This window comes from Furfurilactobacillus rossiae DSM 15814, assembly GCF_000428925.1.
In the GTDB taxonomy this organism is placed as follows: Bacteria; Bacillota; Bacilli; order Lactobacillales; family Lactobacillaceae; genus Furfurilactobacillus; species Furfurilactobacillus rossiae.
In genome coordinates, this window is the sequence record NZ_AUAW01000006.1 from 18,789 (window position 1) to 34,331 (window position 15,543).

Sequence of the window (15,543 nt, forward strand, 5' to 3'; positions counted from 1 at the left end):
GTATAATGAGCATCATGAAAAAAATTGATCGTGGCGCTGCTTACCTACAAGAACATTTGGCAATGTTTCGTTGTCCGGTTTGTGAGACGCCTTATGAAAAAATCGGTGGTCATACACTTAGTTGCCCGAATGGCCATACATTAGATTTAAATAAAAAGGGCAGTGCCACATTTCTCAAACACAATGTGGTGACTGAGTATGATGAACCGATGTTGGCTGCCCGACGGCGGATGCTGACAGCAGGCCTGTTTGCGCCGATTGTAAAAGCCGTCAATCAACAATTGCCATCACAGGGTCAACGGATTCTTGATGTTGGCACCGGAGAAGGAACACCGCTGGCGCAATTGGATCAGGAACGCAGCAATCCTGATGATGTCCTCATTGGGTTTGACCTGTCTAAAGCAGGGATTAACCTTGCGACACAGCTGGTTTCTAAAGCCTTCTTTTGTGTTGCCGACTTGGCACAACTACCATTTACAGATAATGCGTTTGATACGGTGATGGAATTCTTTTCCCCATCGGCTTACCGTGAATTTGAACGCGTTTGTCGACCGGGCGGCAAACTAGTTAAAGTGGTGCCTAATGCGAACTACTTAGTGGAGTTGCGGCATGCCTTATATGACGAGTCTGCCCCGCAGTATCAGTACACAAATGATCGGGTGGTGGAGCTGTTTGCCGACCACTATCCAACTATGCAGCAAATGACAGTGAGTTATGACTTTCCCATCGGCAAGGCCCGCATTGCCGATATGATGGCAATGACACCGTTAAGTTGGGGGAGTGACGACGCTCATCGTGCAGCGTTATTGGCCAATCCAGTGGACGCTGTGACCGTTGACGTTAGTGTGTTAACCGTTCAAATGTCGTAGATGTTGGAGCAAGGGCGGCTGAGGACTGTCAGACAGGCGTTGACTGCAGGTCCAGACCGCTTGCGAAGTTAACAAACTAGTGCTAATATGCTTATGGAATCATTTGGAGGTCAATATCGAACAGATTCGTTAGTGGCTTTCAGATTCGGACTTCATTAACGTAGCGTCTCGCCGTATGCCATTACCGAGATGACTACGTTTTTTTAGTCTCTGCTGCAAAAAATATCACTTTAGTATCAGTAAAAATAGTTGTTATGATGATGGGTGCTGGCTGCATCTTACAATTGCTAATATTGAGGTGCTCGCCTGATTGTAATGACTTTAGTGTTAGACAGGCTATCGTCAGTAATTGAGGACTATTTAAGAGTGCTGTAATTATCGAAGTTGAGCAGCCAAAGTAAGTTACAATGATGGATATAGATGTGCCAAAAAGGTCATAAAGGTTAATAAGGAGAAAGATAATGACGAATCACATTGCTTTATTTGAGCCATTGATGCCTGCTAATACAGGTAATATTGCCCGCACTTGTGCTGGGACGGATACTGCTTTGCATCTAATTGAACCATTGGGCTTTTCCACCGATGACGCACATTTGAAGCGCGCAGGATTAGATTATTGGGATAAAGTGGCTATTACGTACCATGAAAATTTGCAAGCCTTCATGGCTGCCATTCCAGAGGGGGACGAACTGTTTCTTGTCTCGAAGTTTGCTAAACAAACGTATGTTGATCCTGACTATACGAAGTCAGATCATGATTATTGGTTCCTGTTTGGCAAGGAAACGACAGGATTGCCAGAGCCCTTTATGCGGCAACACCCTGATGAGGCGATTCGAATTCCTCAGGATGACTCACATATCCGTGCGTTGAACTTATCTAATTCAGCTGCGATTGTCATCTACGAAGTCGTTCGTCAGCAGGGCTTCAACCAATTGGAACAAACACACTGGTATAAAAACGATAAACTAAAGTAGCCTTCACAGGTACCGTGTTGAAAGGAGTCTGACAGCGTGCCAGCAAAAAAAACGACGCGCAGAAAAACGACCAAACGGCCGCGAACAACTAAGAAAAAACAGGATTTTAAATATACAAAGAATATTATTGGCTTTGCCGTAGCTTTGCTTGCGCTGTTTGCCTTGTTAAGGTTAGGTGTCGCAGGAGTATTTCTAGCTAATATTCTCTCGATCTTCGTCGGCAATACCAATCAGGTGCTCGCAATTATTCTCATTGCCATTGGGGTGTTCGTCGGGATTACTGGCAAATGGCCCAAGTTACCTGCCAAACGGGTTATTGGTGGATTACTCGTTTATCTGGGCGTCCTTGTGTATGACCATTTGCGATTATTCACTAGCTTAAACTACCACGCTCACTTTGTTTCATTGACGTGGGGGATGCTCGGTGATAATTTGGCGGGCGGTACCTTAAATGGCAAAGTCGGTGGTGGCATGATTGCTGCGTACGTTTATGCAGGCAGTGAACATTTAGTTGCTAACCTGGGGACGGCAATTTTTTCGACGATTTTGTTATTTGTCGGCGCAATGTTTCTACTGAATATTCCCTTTGCCGTGATTGGTCATGGCATTGTGGTCACTTGTCAACACCTCGTGATGTGGACAAAACAAGGTAGCTCACGATTGCACGACTTTATTTATGCGGCGGTTGAGAAAAACGCGACCCCGGATCAACCGATCGACGCGCAGTCGACAGAGCCGGAACAATCGCAGCCGGAGAGTCAAGCTACTTCGACGGCACCTAAACGGGCTCACCGCGCTACCCAGCGACCGGTAGAAACAGCTGATAGTGTAGCCCCGAAAACGCCTGCCGCACCGGTGATTACTGTTGCTGCTGATCAAAATGAAGAGAGTGCGCCAGCACCCAAACAGGAGGAGCTGGACCTTGGCGACCAGAGTGAGGATTTGAGCGACTATAAATTGCCAACACCAGATCTGCTCACCAAGATTCCGCAAACTGATCAGACAGACGAACTCAACGCGATTGAGAAAAATTCGCAAACATTGCAAAAAACACTGGCCAGTTTTGGTGTTGATGCAGAAGTTAAGAATGTCAGCTTAGGGCCGTCAGTAACGAAGTATGAATTGCACCCGGCTATTGGGGTCAAGGTTTCGAAAATCGTTAACTTGGCCGATGACCTAGCGTTAGCGTTGGCGGCTAAGGATATCCGAATCGAAGCACCCATTCCCGGTAAATCGTTGATTGGGATTGAGGTTCCTAACAAACAGATTTCGACCGTTTCATTTCGTGATGTTGCTGAGCATGAGCCGGCTCATCCTGGCAAGGTGCTGAGCGTGCCGTTGGGTCGTGATGTGACGGGGAATATCGTGATGTGTGATTTGACGAAAATGCCGCATTTGTTGATTGCTGGATCCACTGGTTCAGGGAAGTCGGTGGCAATCAACGGGATCATTACCAGTCTGCTCATGCAGGCGAAGCCAAATGAAGTGAAGTTTATGCTGATTGATCCAAAGCGGGTGGAGTTGTCTGTTTACAATGATATTCCTCACTTACTGACGCCGGTTGTTTCCGAACCCAAGCGGGCGGCCAAGGCACTGCATAAAGTGGTTGATGAAATGACACGTCGTTATGAGCTGTTTGCGAACTTTGGTGTTCGTAATATTGATGGTTATAACAAACTAGTTGAACAAAACAATGCTAACCCCGAGGATAATGTGGCACAGACGCGTTTGCCGTATGTGGTTGCCATTGTTGATGAACTGGCTGACTTAATGATGACCGTTTCATCCGAGGTTGAAGATGCCATTATTCGGATTGCCCAGATGGGCCGGGCAGCCGGCATTCACATGATTCTGGCAACGCAACGGCCGTCTGTTGATGTCATTACTGGATTGATTAAAGCAAATGTGCCGTCACGAATTGCGTTTGCGGTTTCTAGTGGTATTGATTCACGCACGATTCTGGACGCCAACGGTGCTGAAAAGTTGCTTGGTCGTGGAGATATGTTGTTTGAACCGATTGATCAAAACAAACCGACGCGTGTACAGGGTGAATTTATCTCTGATAAGGATGTCGCGGCAGTTGTTGATTTTATCAAACAACAACAGACGGCTGAGTACGACGGTAGCATGGAGGTTAGCGACGAGGAACTGAAGGAAGACAGCGATGAGGACCGGGCGGACGAAGTTGATGAACTTTATAACGACGCCGTTGCTTTTGTTCAAGATCAACAAAAGGCATCCACCTCGTTGTTACAACGTCGCTTCCGAATTGGCTATAACCGGGCTGCTCGAATGATTGATGACATGGAGGCTCGCGGCATTGTGGGTCCGGCCGATGGTTCGCGACCACGCCAAGTTTTCTCGGAAAATGACGCTTAAGAGTAGTAGTGGCGCTTGCTAGGATTTAAATCTTGTTAAGGACCGACTTTTGAGTTCTCATAATTGATAATCTAAAACGACATCATTACTAATTGATTTAGTGGTAAAACAAAACAGTCCGTTTGAAATGTACATTGCACATTTCAAACGGACTGTTTTAAGTTGTTAGCATGTTTAGGGTTAGAACAAGTTAAGTGGCTGCAAGGCTGCCAATACAACCCCACCAAGTGTAAGGATGATCATGACCCAAACGACGACCATTGTGAGTTTTTCGAAGCCACTGCGTTTCTTTTTACCTTGCATAACTTTACCTGTCTCCTTAATTGTCTGTACTGTCTGAAAAATTTATCCTTAATGTTACCGTGTTCCGTACAAAAGTACAAGGGGCAACAAAGATGTTGATGTGAAAAGCTAAAACCAGTCGTGATGTTTGAGAATCCAAGCAGTAATCGCACAGACAATGATTGTAAAGCCCATTACCAGTGAGAATGCATGCGCGATGTGGGCGAATGGAAGGTCGACGTTCATTCCGTAAATGCCGCCGACGATGGTTGGAATGGTCATGATCAGTGTAACAGAGGTCAATAGTTTCATGACTTCGTTTAAGTTATTTGAAACAACGGAGGAAACCATGTTGCTGTACTGTTCCAAAATGTTATTTTGAATAATGGTCATCGACTGGGCCTGATCAGTTTCAATCATAATTTGCGCCAGCAATTCGTGAAAATGAGGGCCATTAAAATAATCTTGTGCAGACGAGATCTGATCTAAAATGGGTCGGTTGTCTTTTAACGCACTATCGAATAAAACGAGCGACTTTTGCAATCCCATAATTTTATAAATTTGTTCATTACGGGTGGCCGTGGTCAACTCACGTTCAAGACTAGTTGTTTCCCGTTCACTGAGCGACAGGGCGTGAACAAACGAATGGGCGATGTACCAGCCGAAACGGAGGATAAAATCTTGTCGATCAGCAATTCTAATCGTTGCGTTATCCGGATTCATGATGAAATCGTTAATGAAGGTAGCTGGCTGTTTAGATACTGTGATAACGGCAGAGTCAGTGAGGATAAATGAAAACGGAAAGGTTGTAAAACTGAGGTAGCCTAGCGGGCTCACTTCATATTTCGGGAATTGAAGTAACAGATGCAGCGGTCGTTCGGGGCGTTGCGGATCAATTCCGTCGACTCGAGAATTCTCCCGATCATCTAAAATAGCACTAATATAGGTTTCTGGAAAATCATAGCGGTGAGCAAGTTGACTGATTTCGTCATGAGTCGGGCGCTCAACGTTGATCCAGCAGTCTTGTTGGGGTGAGTTGACTGGAATCAAATTGCCGTTTTTATCGTTTGCATAGTATTCAATCATAGGAGCCTCCGGGGTAAATTAGCGTGTTACTGGTAATTAAGCGAAGCACGCTGAATCCACGAATTGCGTGTCAAATTTCAAACCAGTATACTAACACTGTTGAAAAGAAATGAGGTGACCGCAGTGGGATGGACAAATCAACTATTAATTCAAATTCTAACATTGATATTACTGTACATCATTCTGTCAGTGTTACGAATGATTTCTAAAAATAATTGGCCGACATGGATTCATCCACTTGATGTGTTGTTGCCAGTGTTAATTGTAATGAGTGCCATCGTGTTATCTGCGGTGAGTGTGCGGCCGTTATTTATTTGGGCCGTGACACTGTGGCTGGTTATTGGTGTGGGTGTGGTGTGGCGAACTTTTCGTGGCCGTCAACTCGTTCGCTATCGTACATTCTTATTGATTTACTGGCGCGTGAGTGACTTAGTGTGGCTGGTGATTTATATTTTAGCGATTATCGGTGCCATTATTCACCACTAAAACGTGTGTATTTGAATATTTTTCCCCACCAATCCCCACTTTAGGAAAGGTGAGTTAAACGGGTCGTGAAAGACTGCTATTTCAGCAGTCTTTCACGACCCGTTTTTTTTACAGCCACGTTCTGTGACAAAATTACTACATTTTTTCTAAGTGCGTGGTGAATAGTGGGGGATTGTGGTAGACTTTTTTATAGCGAGAAGGATGATTGATTTAACTATTGTTAAACCGTTTTCATTCAGCTTTCACAGTGTCAGTTGACGTAAAAAATGGAAGGGATGGTGATCGAGCGTGTTTATCGGAGAATTTCAACACAATGTTGATGATAAAGGTCGTCTCATCATCCCAGCTAAGTTTCGCAATCAACTGGGCGAAAAATTTATGGTTACTCGCGGGATGGATGGTTGTTTGTTTGGCTATCCAGAAGCAGAATGGTCCGCGTTGGTCGAAAAGACCCAGACATTATCGTTAACTAAACGTGACGCACGTGCATTCTCTCGTTTCTTGTTTTCTGGCGCGACAGAGTGTGAATTCGATAAACAGGGCCGTATCAATATTCCGACACCATTACGGAACCATGCAAAACTGACTAAAGCCTGTGTCATCGTTGGGGTTTCTGACCGGTTTGAAATTTGGGACGCTGACACATGGCAACAATACAATGAGTCAACCGAAGCTAACATTGATGACATTTCGGAATCGATGGGCGACTTTGACTTTTAGCTTTTAGATAATAGAGCACTAAACACAATGGGCTTAACAAAGAATGTGCAAAGGAGGGGTGACATGGCAGAATTTAATCACGTAACTGTTTTATTGAATGAAGCAGTCGCAGGTTTGGCCGTGAAACCCGACGGTATTTATGTAGATTGCACATTGGGTGGCGGTGGTCATTCCGCCAAGATCCTTTCTGAATTAACGACCGGTCATTTATATGCTTTTGATCAAGATGAAACGGCCTTAGCTTACAATCGCCAACATTTGGCAACTGCAATTGCTAATAACCAGGTGACCTTGATTCAGGCTAACTTTCGAAATATTACTCAGGAACTCGCTGAACGTGGTGTCCAGCATGTAGATGGCGTGTTATATGATCTCGGCGTGAGTTCACCACAGTTTGATGACGCGCAGCGTGGTTTTAGTTACAGGCTGGATGCACCTCTGGATATGCGGATGAATCAGGAACAGGATTTATCCGCTATGCAAGTCGTTAACGAGTGGGATTACGCGCAGTTAGTTCGGATTTTATATCGTTATGGCGAAGAGAAGTTTGCCAAACAAATTGCACGAAAAATTGAGCAACAACGTGCGGTGGCTCCGATTGAAACAACCATTCAGCTAGCTGACTTAGTTAAATCCGCGATTCCGGCTGCCGCTCGCCGTCATGGCGGTCATCCAGCAAAGAAGACATTCCAGGCCATTCGGATTGCGGTTAACGATGAATTGGGCGCATTGGAAACGTCGTTAGAGCAGTCCTTAGCGCTTTTAAATCCCGGTGGTCGTATCAGTTGCATTACGTTTCAGTCCCTAGAAGATCGGTTAGTCAAAACGATGTTTAAGGAGCAAACGACAGTGCCAGAATTGCCAGCGGGATTGCCAGTGATTCCAGCAGACATGCAACCGGATTACCACTTGATTACACGTAAACCGATTGAGGCCAGCGAGGCTGAGTTAGCCGCTAACCGTCGGGCACACAGCGCTAAGCTGCGTGTGATCGAGCGCAATGAAACAAATACCGATTTAAAACAGCCACTGTTGAGGTAGTCGGTAGGTCAATTAGTCGTTTGTCATTACATTAAAAAATCGTCTGTCGTCCAGACTTACATAGTTAAGGAAGTTGATTAACATGGCACAGAATTTAGCACAATCACAACCATATGAGCAGCCTAGTGTTGCCAAACCGCTCCGTCAGCCCCAATCGGTCGAACAACCAGCCGTTCATCAGAAACGGCTCCCAATTTCAGGATTCGAGATTCTATTGAGTATAATTTGTGGTATTGTTGTTGTATGTTTCGCCGTGAACATCATTCATTCTCAAATCGAGATTACGAATGCACAGCGTAATTTGCAAACGACACAAACACAATTGACAAAGGTCAATAACGCCAATGCTTCCGCGACTCAAGAAATTAGCGAGCTGTCGAGCCGTTCTCGGTTGGACGCAGTGGCACAGAAAAATGGATTGACCTTAACCAGCCAAAACATAAGGAATGTCAGTAAATAATGAATAAAGATTCCAAACGAATGTCCAGTCCAGATAACACCCGTTCAAACAGACGTCACTTCGGTAACGTATTGCTTGTTGCAATTCTTGCGGTGTTTATCCTGCTGGGCGTTCGTTTTGTTTATATTGCAGTTGGCAAACATGTGCAGCATGTGAGTTTGTCCAAACAAGCGCAGGCACTCTACACCGAACAGCAAACGATCCACGCTAAGCGGGGGACCATTTATGACGCTGACGGCAATCCAATTGCAATGGACACCAATACGTACACGGTGTATGCCGTGCTAAACAAACATCAGGTCTCAACTACGGGCAAACCGCTTTATGTAACAGACAAAGATAAAGTGGCTAAGGTACTTAGCAAAACGCTCAACATGAGCTCGAGCGAGATTTTAAAAATTCTAAACCCCAGCAATAAAAACACCTTCCAGGTAGAGTTTGGATCGGCCGGTAAGGATTTGTCTGTGGCAACTAAGCAAGCGATTCAGAAAGCTAATCTAAATGGGATTGCCTTCACGACACAAAGTGCACGGTTATATCCTAATGGAATTTTTGCCAGTCATATGATTGGTTACGCACAGCCGACCACTTTGGCCAACGGGGCCAGTTCATTGATTGGTAAAATGGGGATTGAACAGCAGTTGAACCGGCAATTGTCTGGTGAAAATGGTGTTAAGCAGATTAAGCACGATTCGTTAGGTTATACCTTGCCCAATTCACAGCGGAATAAGCGCAGTGTGAAGAATGGTGACAATGTTTATACGACACTGAATCCTGATCTGCAGAATCTGTTAGAAAATCAAATGCAAATTTTGTACAGCAAGTTGCAGCCTAAAAACATGGTTGCCATGATGATTGACACCAAGACTGGAAAAATTTTGGCGGCTACTCAGCGGCCAACGTTTAACGCGTCGACGATGCAAGGCCTGGGCGACCAGTGGAATGACTTGCTGGTTTCAGATCCTTATGAACCCGGTTCGACCATGAAAAGTATGTCCTTAGCAGCGTCAATTGACTCTGGTAACTTTAAGGGCAGTGACACCTATCAATCTGGCCGATATAAGATTGGTAACGCCGTGGTCCCTGACTGGAACCCAGCCGGTTGGGGCACAATCACTTATTCCAAGGGATTCGATCTTTCCAGTAACGTGGCGATGGCACATTTGGAACAACAAATGGGAGCCAGCACTTGGAAAAAGTACATTCAGAATTTTGGCTTCTTAAAATCAACGAACAGTGGTTTGCCAAACGAAGCTCACGGTGCCATGCAATTCACGCAACCAATCGAGCAGGCAAACACAGCGTTTGGTCAGGGGATTACCGTGACACCAATGCAACTCATGCAGGCGTATACCGCAGTTGCCAATAATGGGAAGATGTTGAAGCCGTACTATATAAACAAAATTGTTGATCCCAATACCGGAAAGGTCGTTTATCGTGGCAAACGGCAGGTTGTTGGCAATCCAATTAGTGCCGAGACGGCCAAAAAGGTGCGTCAACACATGACAGACTACGTGTACAAATCCTACGGAATGGGGAAAGACTTCAAGATTGCTGGTTACAAAGTAGCGGCCAAGACTGGGACGGCTCAAGTGGTTGGTGACAATGGCCAATACATGGACGGAATGGATTCAACTTTGAACTCTGTGATGGGAATGGTTCCTGCGAAGAATCCACGTTACTTGATGTACGTAACCGTTAATCAGCCTAAGAAAGTGCCGGACAAGCTGATTACACAATGGGAAAATGATGTCTTTAGTCCCGTCATGACAGAAGCTTTGGCAATGGATAAGGACACGGCATTACCCGGCAAAGCAACTAGTACTAAGGTGCCGAAGTTAGTGGGCACGAGTGTTGATGATGCTAAACAGCAAGTTAGTGATCTTTCACTGACACCGGTAGTAATTGGTGATGGTAGCAAGGTCACTGCACAGTCGCCTTCTGAGGGCAAAAAGACGCTGACCAATCAGCGGATTTTTCTCCGCGCTGGTGACAATTTGACGATGGCAGATATGAAAGGCTGGTCAATGGGCGATGTCCTTGAGTTTGCCAAGCTAACGGGATTGTCTGTGCAAACTTCTGGTAGTGGGTATGTGACAAGTCAAAGTTTGCCGGCTGGTCGCACCATCCAGGAAGGAACCGGTGTGACTGTGAAATTTAAGTAACACCGCAATTGTTTTCGTGTAAAATAAAAGAGTGATGCCGAAGCTCGGGAAGGTCCGAGCAACAACGTAAAGGTGGCAGCGTGCAAGCGCATTTTGCTTGTGGGGTGACAGCTTTGGGTTGTGCACAGGGCCTTGAGCGACAGGTGCACGTTTAGAAAGAGTGATGCCGAAGCTCGGGAAGGTCCGAGCAACAACGTAAAGGTGGCAGCGTGCAAGCGCATTTTGCTTGTGGGGTGACAGCTTTGGGTTGTGCACAGGGCCTTGAGCGACAGGTGCACGTTTAAGAAGAGTGATGCCGAAGCTCGGGAAGGTCCGAGCAACAACGTAAAGGCCTTAATTTCGGCAGTGTATTTAAAAGCGGATTGTCCTAACAACCGCACAATTAAAGGGGTAAGTAGAGTTATGCAAGTTCGTATTTGGCTTTGGTCGTTAATCATTGCGTTTGCAGTGACCGCAATTTTTCTACCGTTTTTGATTCGTTATTTCAGAGCACACGGCGAGGGCCAAACGATTTGGGAAAAAGGCTTGAGTTGGCATGAAAAGAAAAACGGCACGCCGACAATGGGCGGTTTGATGTTTATTACTGCCAGTGTTGTGGCAACATTAATTGTTGGTATCTGGAAACACGTGTTGAATGGTAGTGCAGGAATTCTTCTATTTACGCTAGTATTCTACGGATTACTAGGGATGTGGGATGATTCTATTAAGGTGTTTAATCGTCAAAATGACGGATTAAAGGCTTGGCAAAAAATGCTTGGTCAGATCGTTGGGGCCATTGTTTTCATCATTGTGTTCTCTTATGAAGGATTCTCAATGAGTCTTCGCGTCCCATTTATTGGTGATGTGCCTTTAGGGGTCGGCTATGTCTTGTTTGCCATCATTTGGCTGATTGGCTTTTCAAACGCTGTCAACTTAACGGATGGCTTGGATGGTTTGGCAACGGGACTGTCAATTATTGCTTTCTTAGCTTATGGCATTATCGCCCAACATCAGCGTCAATATGGCGTAATGGTTTTCTGTTTGACGGTGGTTGGTGCGTTGGCCGCTTTCCTAATTTGGAATCATAAACCTGCCAAGATTTTCATGGGTGACATGGGGTCGTTGGCACTTGGTGGCGCGTTGGCCGCAGTGTCATTGCTACTTCACCACGAATTATCCTTGTTATGGGTCGGTGGCGTGTTCGTCATCGAAACAGCAACAGTCATGATTCAGGTGAGCTATTTCCACATTACTCATGGCAAACGGTTGTTTAAGATGACGCCAATTCATCACCAGTTTGAATTGGACGGATGGGGTGAATGGCGGATCGATCTTACTTTCTGGGCAATTGGCGCCGTGTTTGCCGCAACTGGTGTCTGGGCAATGTGGTAAATATCGTTTTGCTATTTAAATGCGGGAACCTCCGCAGTACATATAAGTTTTTACGCCGATCATGTTAAGGAGTATCCCGTCATGATCGGCATCGTGGTATGGTTAAACTAATATAGAAGAGAAAAGGGCGATCAGTGTGAAGCAAGTAACAACGTATGAGAATCAGAAGGTATTGGTTTTAGGATTAGCTAAGAGCGGGGTGAACGCGGCCCGGTTACTTAAAAAACTAGGTGCGTTTGTCACAGCTAATGATGCTAAACCGTTTGATGAAAACCCGGATGCTAAGGAATTGGTTAGTGATGGCATCAAAGTAGTCACGGGGAGTAATCCGGTTTCATTGCTGGACGAAGACTTTAGTCTGATTGTTAAAAATCCAGGAATTCCTTATTCAAATCCACTGATTCAAGCTGCTCAATCGCGCAACATTCCAATCATCACAGAGGTAGAATTAGCTGCCCAAGTTAATGATGCAGAACTTATTGGCGTGACTGGAACTAACGGCAAAACGACCGTTACCACAATGATTACCGAAATGTTGAATCAGGATCGTCCTGTGGGAAAGGCCAAATTTGCCGGCAATATTGGTGTGCCGGCCAGCCAAGTTGTCCAGACCTTGACCAAGGATGATGTGATGGTGACTGAATTATCCAGTTTCATGTTAACGGGCATTAAAACGTTGCACCCACATATTGCTGTGATCACTAACATGTACACAGCACACATTGATTGGCATGGTAGCCGTGAAGCCTATGTAGCTGCAAAAATGCGGATCACGATGAACCAAACGGCCGATGACTTTTTGGTGATGAATTGGGATTTGCCTGAACAACATGAACTGGCAAAGCAATCCAAGGCACAGATCATTAAGGTTTCCCGAAAGGGCGCAACTGGTGCGGATGCTTACGTTGCAGATGGTCAATTAATGTGGCGGGATGAAGCTATCTTACCAGTTGACCAAATTAACGTACCCGGAATTCAAAATGTTGAAAATGCTTTAGCTGCCTTAGCCGCTGCCAAAGTGGCTGGTCAAAGTAACGCAGCGATTGCCACCACACTAAGTCACTTCAATGGTGTGCGGCACCGTCTGCAATATGTATTAACGTACAATGACCGTAAATTCTACAACGATTCTAAAGCAACTGACATTGAAGCGACTCAAATGGCCTTACGCGGTTTTAAACAGCCCGTTGTGTTGATGGCTGGTGGTTTGGACCGTGGCTTTACGTTTGATCGGTTAGTCGATGATCTGAAAGCACACGTTAAAGCCGTTGTGTTGTTTGGTCAAACAAAGGACCTGCTAGCTGATGCAGCTAAAAAAGCTGGCATTACGGAAATTCACTTTGCAGAGGATGCGGTTGCAGCAGTTCCTGAAGCTTATAAGTTGAGTCAACCGGGGGATGTTGTGTTACTGTCACCAGCCAATGCTTCCTGGGATCAATTTCCTAGTTTTGAAGTACGAGGTGATAAATTCATCAAGGCAGTCGAACAACTTAGTGGAGAAAAGGAGCAACAGGCATGAGGTTAATGGTATCTGGCGGTGGTACCGGTGGTCACATTTATCCGGCATTGGCACTTATTGATGACTTAGTCGCCAAGGATCCAACGGCGAAGGTTTGTTACGTTGGCACGCACCGCGGATTGGAAAGCAAAATTGTTCCTGCCCGCGGGATTCCGTTTGAAACAATTAAACTACAAGGTTTTTCTCGCAAACTGAATTGGCACGGACTGACGACCAACATTGAAACAGTAAATTTGTTTTTGCGTGGTGTTCGTGACGCAAGAAAAATCATCAAGGATTTTCAACCGGACGTTGTGGTCGGCACCGGTGGCTACGTGAGCTCTGCAGTTTTGTATGCGGCTAGTCGTATGCATATTCCAACGCTAATTCATGAGCAAAATTCAGTGGTCGGTGTGACAAACAAGTTCTTGTCACATTTCGTTGATCAAATTGCCATTGCGTTTGAAGATGCTCGAAGTCAATTTCCTGGTAAAAAAGTGATTTTTACGGGTAATCCGCGGGCACAGCAAGTTGCTCAAATGCACAGTGACTTCCAATGGGATAGTTATGGCCTGCAGAATACTGTGCCGACATTGCTTATTTTTGGCGGTAGCCAGGGCGCATTAAAGATCAATGCAGTGAGCGAACAAGCAATTCCTAAATTTAATGATCGACACTATCAAGTTGTCTTTGTGACGGGTCAAAAGCGTTACGACGATGTTGTTGCTCAGATGAAGAAAGATGACATCACACCAGCAGCCAATGTTGTTGTGAAGCCCTACATCAGCAACATGCCAGAGGTGTTGCCACGTGTGGCCGCCATCGTTGGGCGGGCTGGAGCCACCAGTCTGGCCGAAATCACGGCGTTAGGGATTCCCTCGATTTTAATTCCGAGTCCTTACGTTACTAATGATCATCAAACCAAGAACGCCCGTAGCTTGGTCAATGTTGGCGCGGCTGAAATGATTACCGAGGATAGTTTGACGGTCGATCACTTAATGAGTGTCGTGGATCAGTTGATGAAAGACGATGATAAACGCCAGCAGATGGCGGTTGCCGCTAAAAAGATGGGAGTTCCTGATGCTGCTGATCAATTATTGGCAGCAGTCATCAAATTGACACACCAAAAGTAATCAGGTAATTGTCCATTTACCTAAAATTGCGGACTGAACAGTAAAGGAGGTGGCGGACATCGCTAACCGTGTTGAATTGAACAAACGACCGCCCCGCCACCGGTGGTTTCACTGGCGCAAGAGAAAACGAACAATTAGTGTCGTGAAGGGAGATCCTCAAAAGGGTGGTAAAGGCTCTAAAAAAGTACTGAAACCGATTAAAAAGTCGTTGCCTAAACCGCCACGTCCGGATGCGCAGAATCGTCACCGGCGTAATGTGATGACTGGTGGGTTTATGACCGTGATTGTGATTCTGGCGATTATTGGTTCACCGTTGTTTTCACTTAGCAAAATTAGTGCGCCAGCAACCCGCAATTTGACAGGTACACAAATCGTCCGTGCGAGCGGTTTACAGGTGGGCCAGCCATTGTGGACTGTTTGGGGACATCAACAGAAGATTTTTAACACAGCTAAGGCGAACAACGATATGATTCATCACTTAACCATTTCTCGTGATGGTTTCCGCAGCGTTAAGTTGAACGTCGAAGAGTATCGCCAAGCAGGCTATTTGCTACGTAAAGGAAAGTATTACGTTGTCATTGAAAATGGAAGGATCTTATCGACTGCCTTATCCCGGCCAGTAGCTGGTTATCCTGTGTACAGTGGCTTTAGTCACGACGATACGTTTGCAACTGTGATCAAACAGTATGCTGGATTAAGTAGTGACATTAAACGTGGTATTTCACAAATTGATCTGTCGCCGACGAAGAGTAATCCCGAACGCCTTCATATGTTCATGAATGATGGCAATGAGGTTTATGCGACGGCCGCGACGTTTGGTTCAAAAATGAAATACTATCCGGAGATTGTTGCTCAGATGAACGGTAAGGGAATCATTAATCTCGAAGTTGGTGCTTATTCTTATCCATTTGGATTTGATGATAACGCTGTTTCAAGCAGTGACAGTAACAACTTGAGCTCACAAAACACTGCTGCCGGCAGTGTGGCAACAACGACTGGCAATGCAGCTAGCAGTGCTGTCAATCAACAAAGTTCGCACTAAATTGACGACAATTTAGTCAGGATTTGGCCAGAATAGA

General features: G+C 45.5%; 14 protein-coding genes. 12 read left to right on the plus strand and 2 right to left on the minus strand.

Annotation, left to right across the window (positions count from 1 at the left end; translation table 11 throughout):
• Nucleotides 1–14: 14 nt before the first annotated feature.
• The 3 genes from G400_RS0104960 (at nt 15) to G400_RS0104970 (ending at nt 4,222) form a co-directional block, all read left to right on the plus strand.
• A complete protein-coding gene (locus G400_RS0104960) occupies nt 15–869 on the plus strand; it encodes a methyltransferase domain-containing protein (protein WP_026017225.1) in 855 nt (284 codons plus the stop codon).
• Nucleotides 870–1,330: 461 nt separating this feature from the next.
• The gene (locus G400_RS0104965) at nt 1,331–1,843 is read left to right on the plus strand and encodes a tRNA (cytidine(34)-2'-O)-methyltransferase (RefSeq protein ID WP_017262801.1); all 513 of its coding nucleotides are present in this window, start codon (nt 1,331–1,333) and stop codon (nt 1,841–1,843) included.
• A 36-nt stretch (nt 1,844–1,879) separates the two neighbouring features.
• Nucleotides 1,880–4,222, plus strand: coding sequence for a DNA translocase FtsK (locus G400_RS0104970; protein ID WP_017262802.1), 2,343 nt, complete (start codon nt 1,880–1,882; stop codon nt 4,220–4,222).
• Between the two features lie 180 nt (nt 4,223–4,402).
• Here G400_RS0104970 and G400_RS0104975 read toward each other — a convergent pair whose 3' ends face one another.
• On the minus strand, nt 4,403–4,525 hold the full coding sequence (locus G400_RS0104975; protein WP_017262803.1) for a DUF4044 domain-containing protein: 123 nt from the start codon (nt 4,523–4,525) through the stop codon (nt 4,403–4,405).
• A gap of 108 nt (nt 4,526–4,633) precedes the next feature.
• Entirely contained in the window at nt 4,634–5,590 is a 957-nt protein-coding gene (locus tag G400_RS0104980; protein ID WP_017262804.1) for a magnesium transporter CorA family protein, read from the minus strand.
• 123 nt (nt 5,591–5,713) lie between these two features.
• Between G400_RS0104980 and G400_RS0104985 the strand changes: the two genes are divergently transcribed.
• The 9 genes from G400_RS0104985 (at nt 5,714) to G400_RS14525 (ending at nt 15,506) form a co-directional block, all read left to right on the plus strand.
• Complete coding sequence (locus G400_RS0104985; RefSeq protein WP_017262805.1) at nt 5,714–6,076, plus strand: DUF3397 family protein; 363 nt, start codon at nt 5,714–5,716, stop codon at nt 6,074–6,076.
• 288 nt (nt 6,077–6,364) lie between these two features.
• Entirely contained in the window at nt 6,365–6,796 is a 432-nt protein-coding gene (mraZ, locus tag G400_RS0104990) for a division/cell wall cluster transcriptional repressor MraZ (RefSeq protein ID WP_017262806.1), read from the plus strand.
• A gap of 63 nt (nt 6,797–6,859) precedes the next feature.
• Nucleotides 6,860–7,837, plus strand: a complete 978-nt coding sequence (gene rsmH, locus G400_RS14520; RefSeq protein ID WP_017262807.1) for a 16S rRNA (cytosine(1402)-N(4))-methyltransferase RsmH — start codon at nt 6,860–6,862, stop codon at nt 7,835–7,837.
• 82 nt (nt 7,838–7,919) lie between these two features.
• Nucleotides 7,920–8,297, plus strand: coding sequence for a cell division protein FtsL (gene ftsL, locus G400_RS0105000; protein ID WP_017262808.1), 378 nt, complete (start codon nt 7,920–7,922; stop codon nt 8,295–8,297).
• On the plus strand, nt 8,297–10,462 hold the full coding sequence (locus G400_RS0105005; protein WP_017262809.1) for a penicillin-binding transpeptidase domain-containing protein: 2,166 nt from the start codon (nt 8,297–8,299) through the stop codon (nt 10,460–10,462). Before ftsL ends, G400_RS0105005 begins: the two co-directional genes overlap by 1 nt.
• A 402-nt stretch (nt 10,463–10,864) precedes the next feature.
• Nucleotides 10,865–11,833 (plus strand): phospho-N-acetylmuramoyl-pentapeptide-transferase, encoded by a 969-nt coding sequence (gene mraY / locus G400_RS0105010; protein WP_017262810.1) that lies wholly within the window; start codon nt 10,865–10,867, stop codon nt 11,831–11,833.
• Nucleotides 11,834–11,969: 136 nt separating this feature from the next.
• Nucleotides 11,970–13,352 (plus strand): UDP-N-acetylmuramoyl-L-alanine--D-glutamate ligase, encoded by a 1,383-nt coding sequence (gene murD, locus G400_RS0105015; RefSeq protein WP_017262811.1) that lies wholly within the window; start codon nt 11,970–11,972, stop codon nt 13,350–13,352.
• Nucleotides 13,349–14,464 carry an undecaprenyldiphospho-muramoylpentapeptide beta-N-acetylglucosaminyltransferase gene (murG, locus tag G400_RS0105020; protein ID WP_017262812.1) on the plus strand — a complete coding sequence of 372 codons (1,116 nt, stop codon included), beginning with the start codon at nt 13,349–13,351 and terminating at the stop codon, nt 14,462–14,464. Before murD ends, murG begins: the two co-directional genes overlap by 4 nt.
• Nucleotides 14,465–14,606: 142 nt before the next feature.
• Nucleotides 14,607–15,506 (plus strand): cell division protein FtsQ/DivIB, encoded by a 900-nt coding sequence (locus G400_RS14525; RefSeq protein WP_155817621.1) that lies wholly within the window; start codon nt 14,607–14,609, stop codon nt 15,504–15,506.
• The last annotated feature ends 37 nt before the right edge of the window (nt 15,507–15,543 follow it).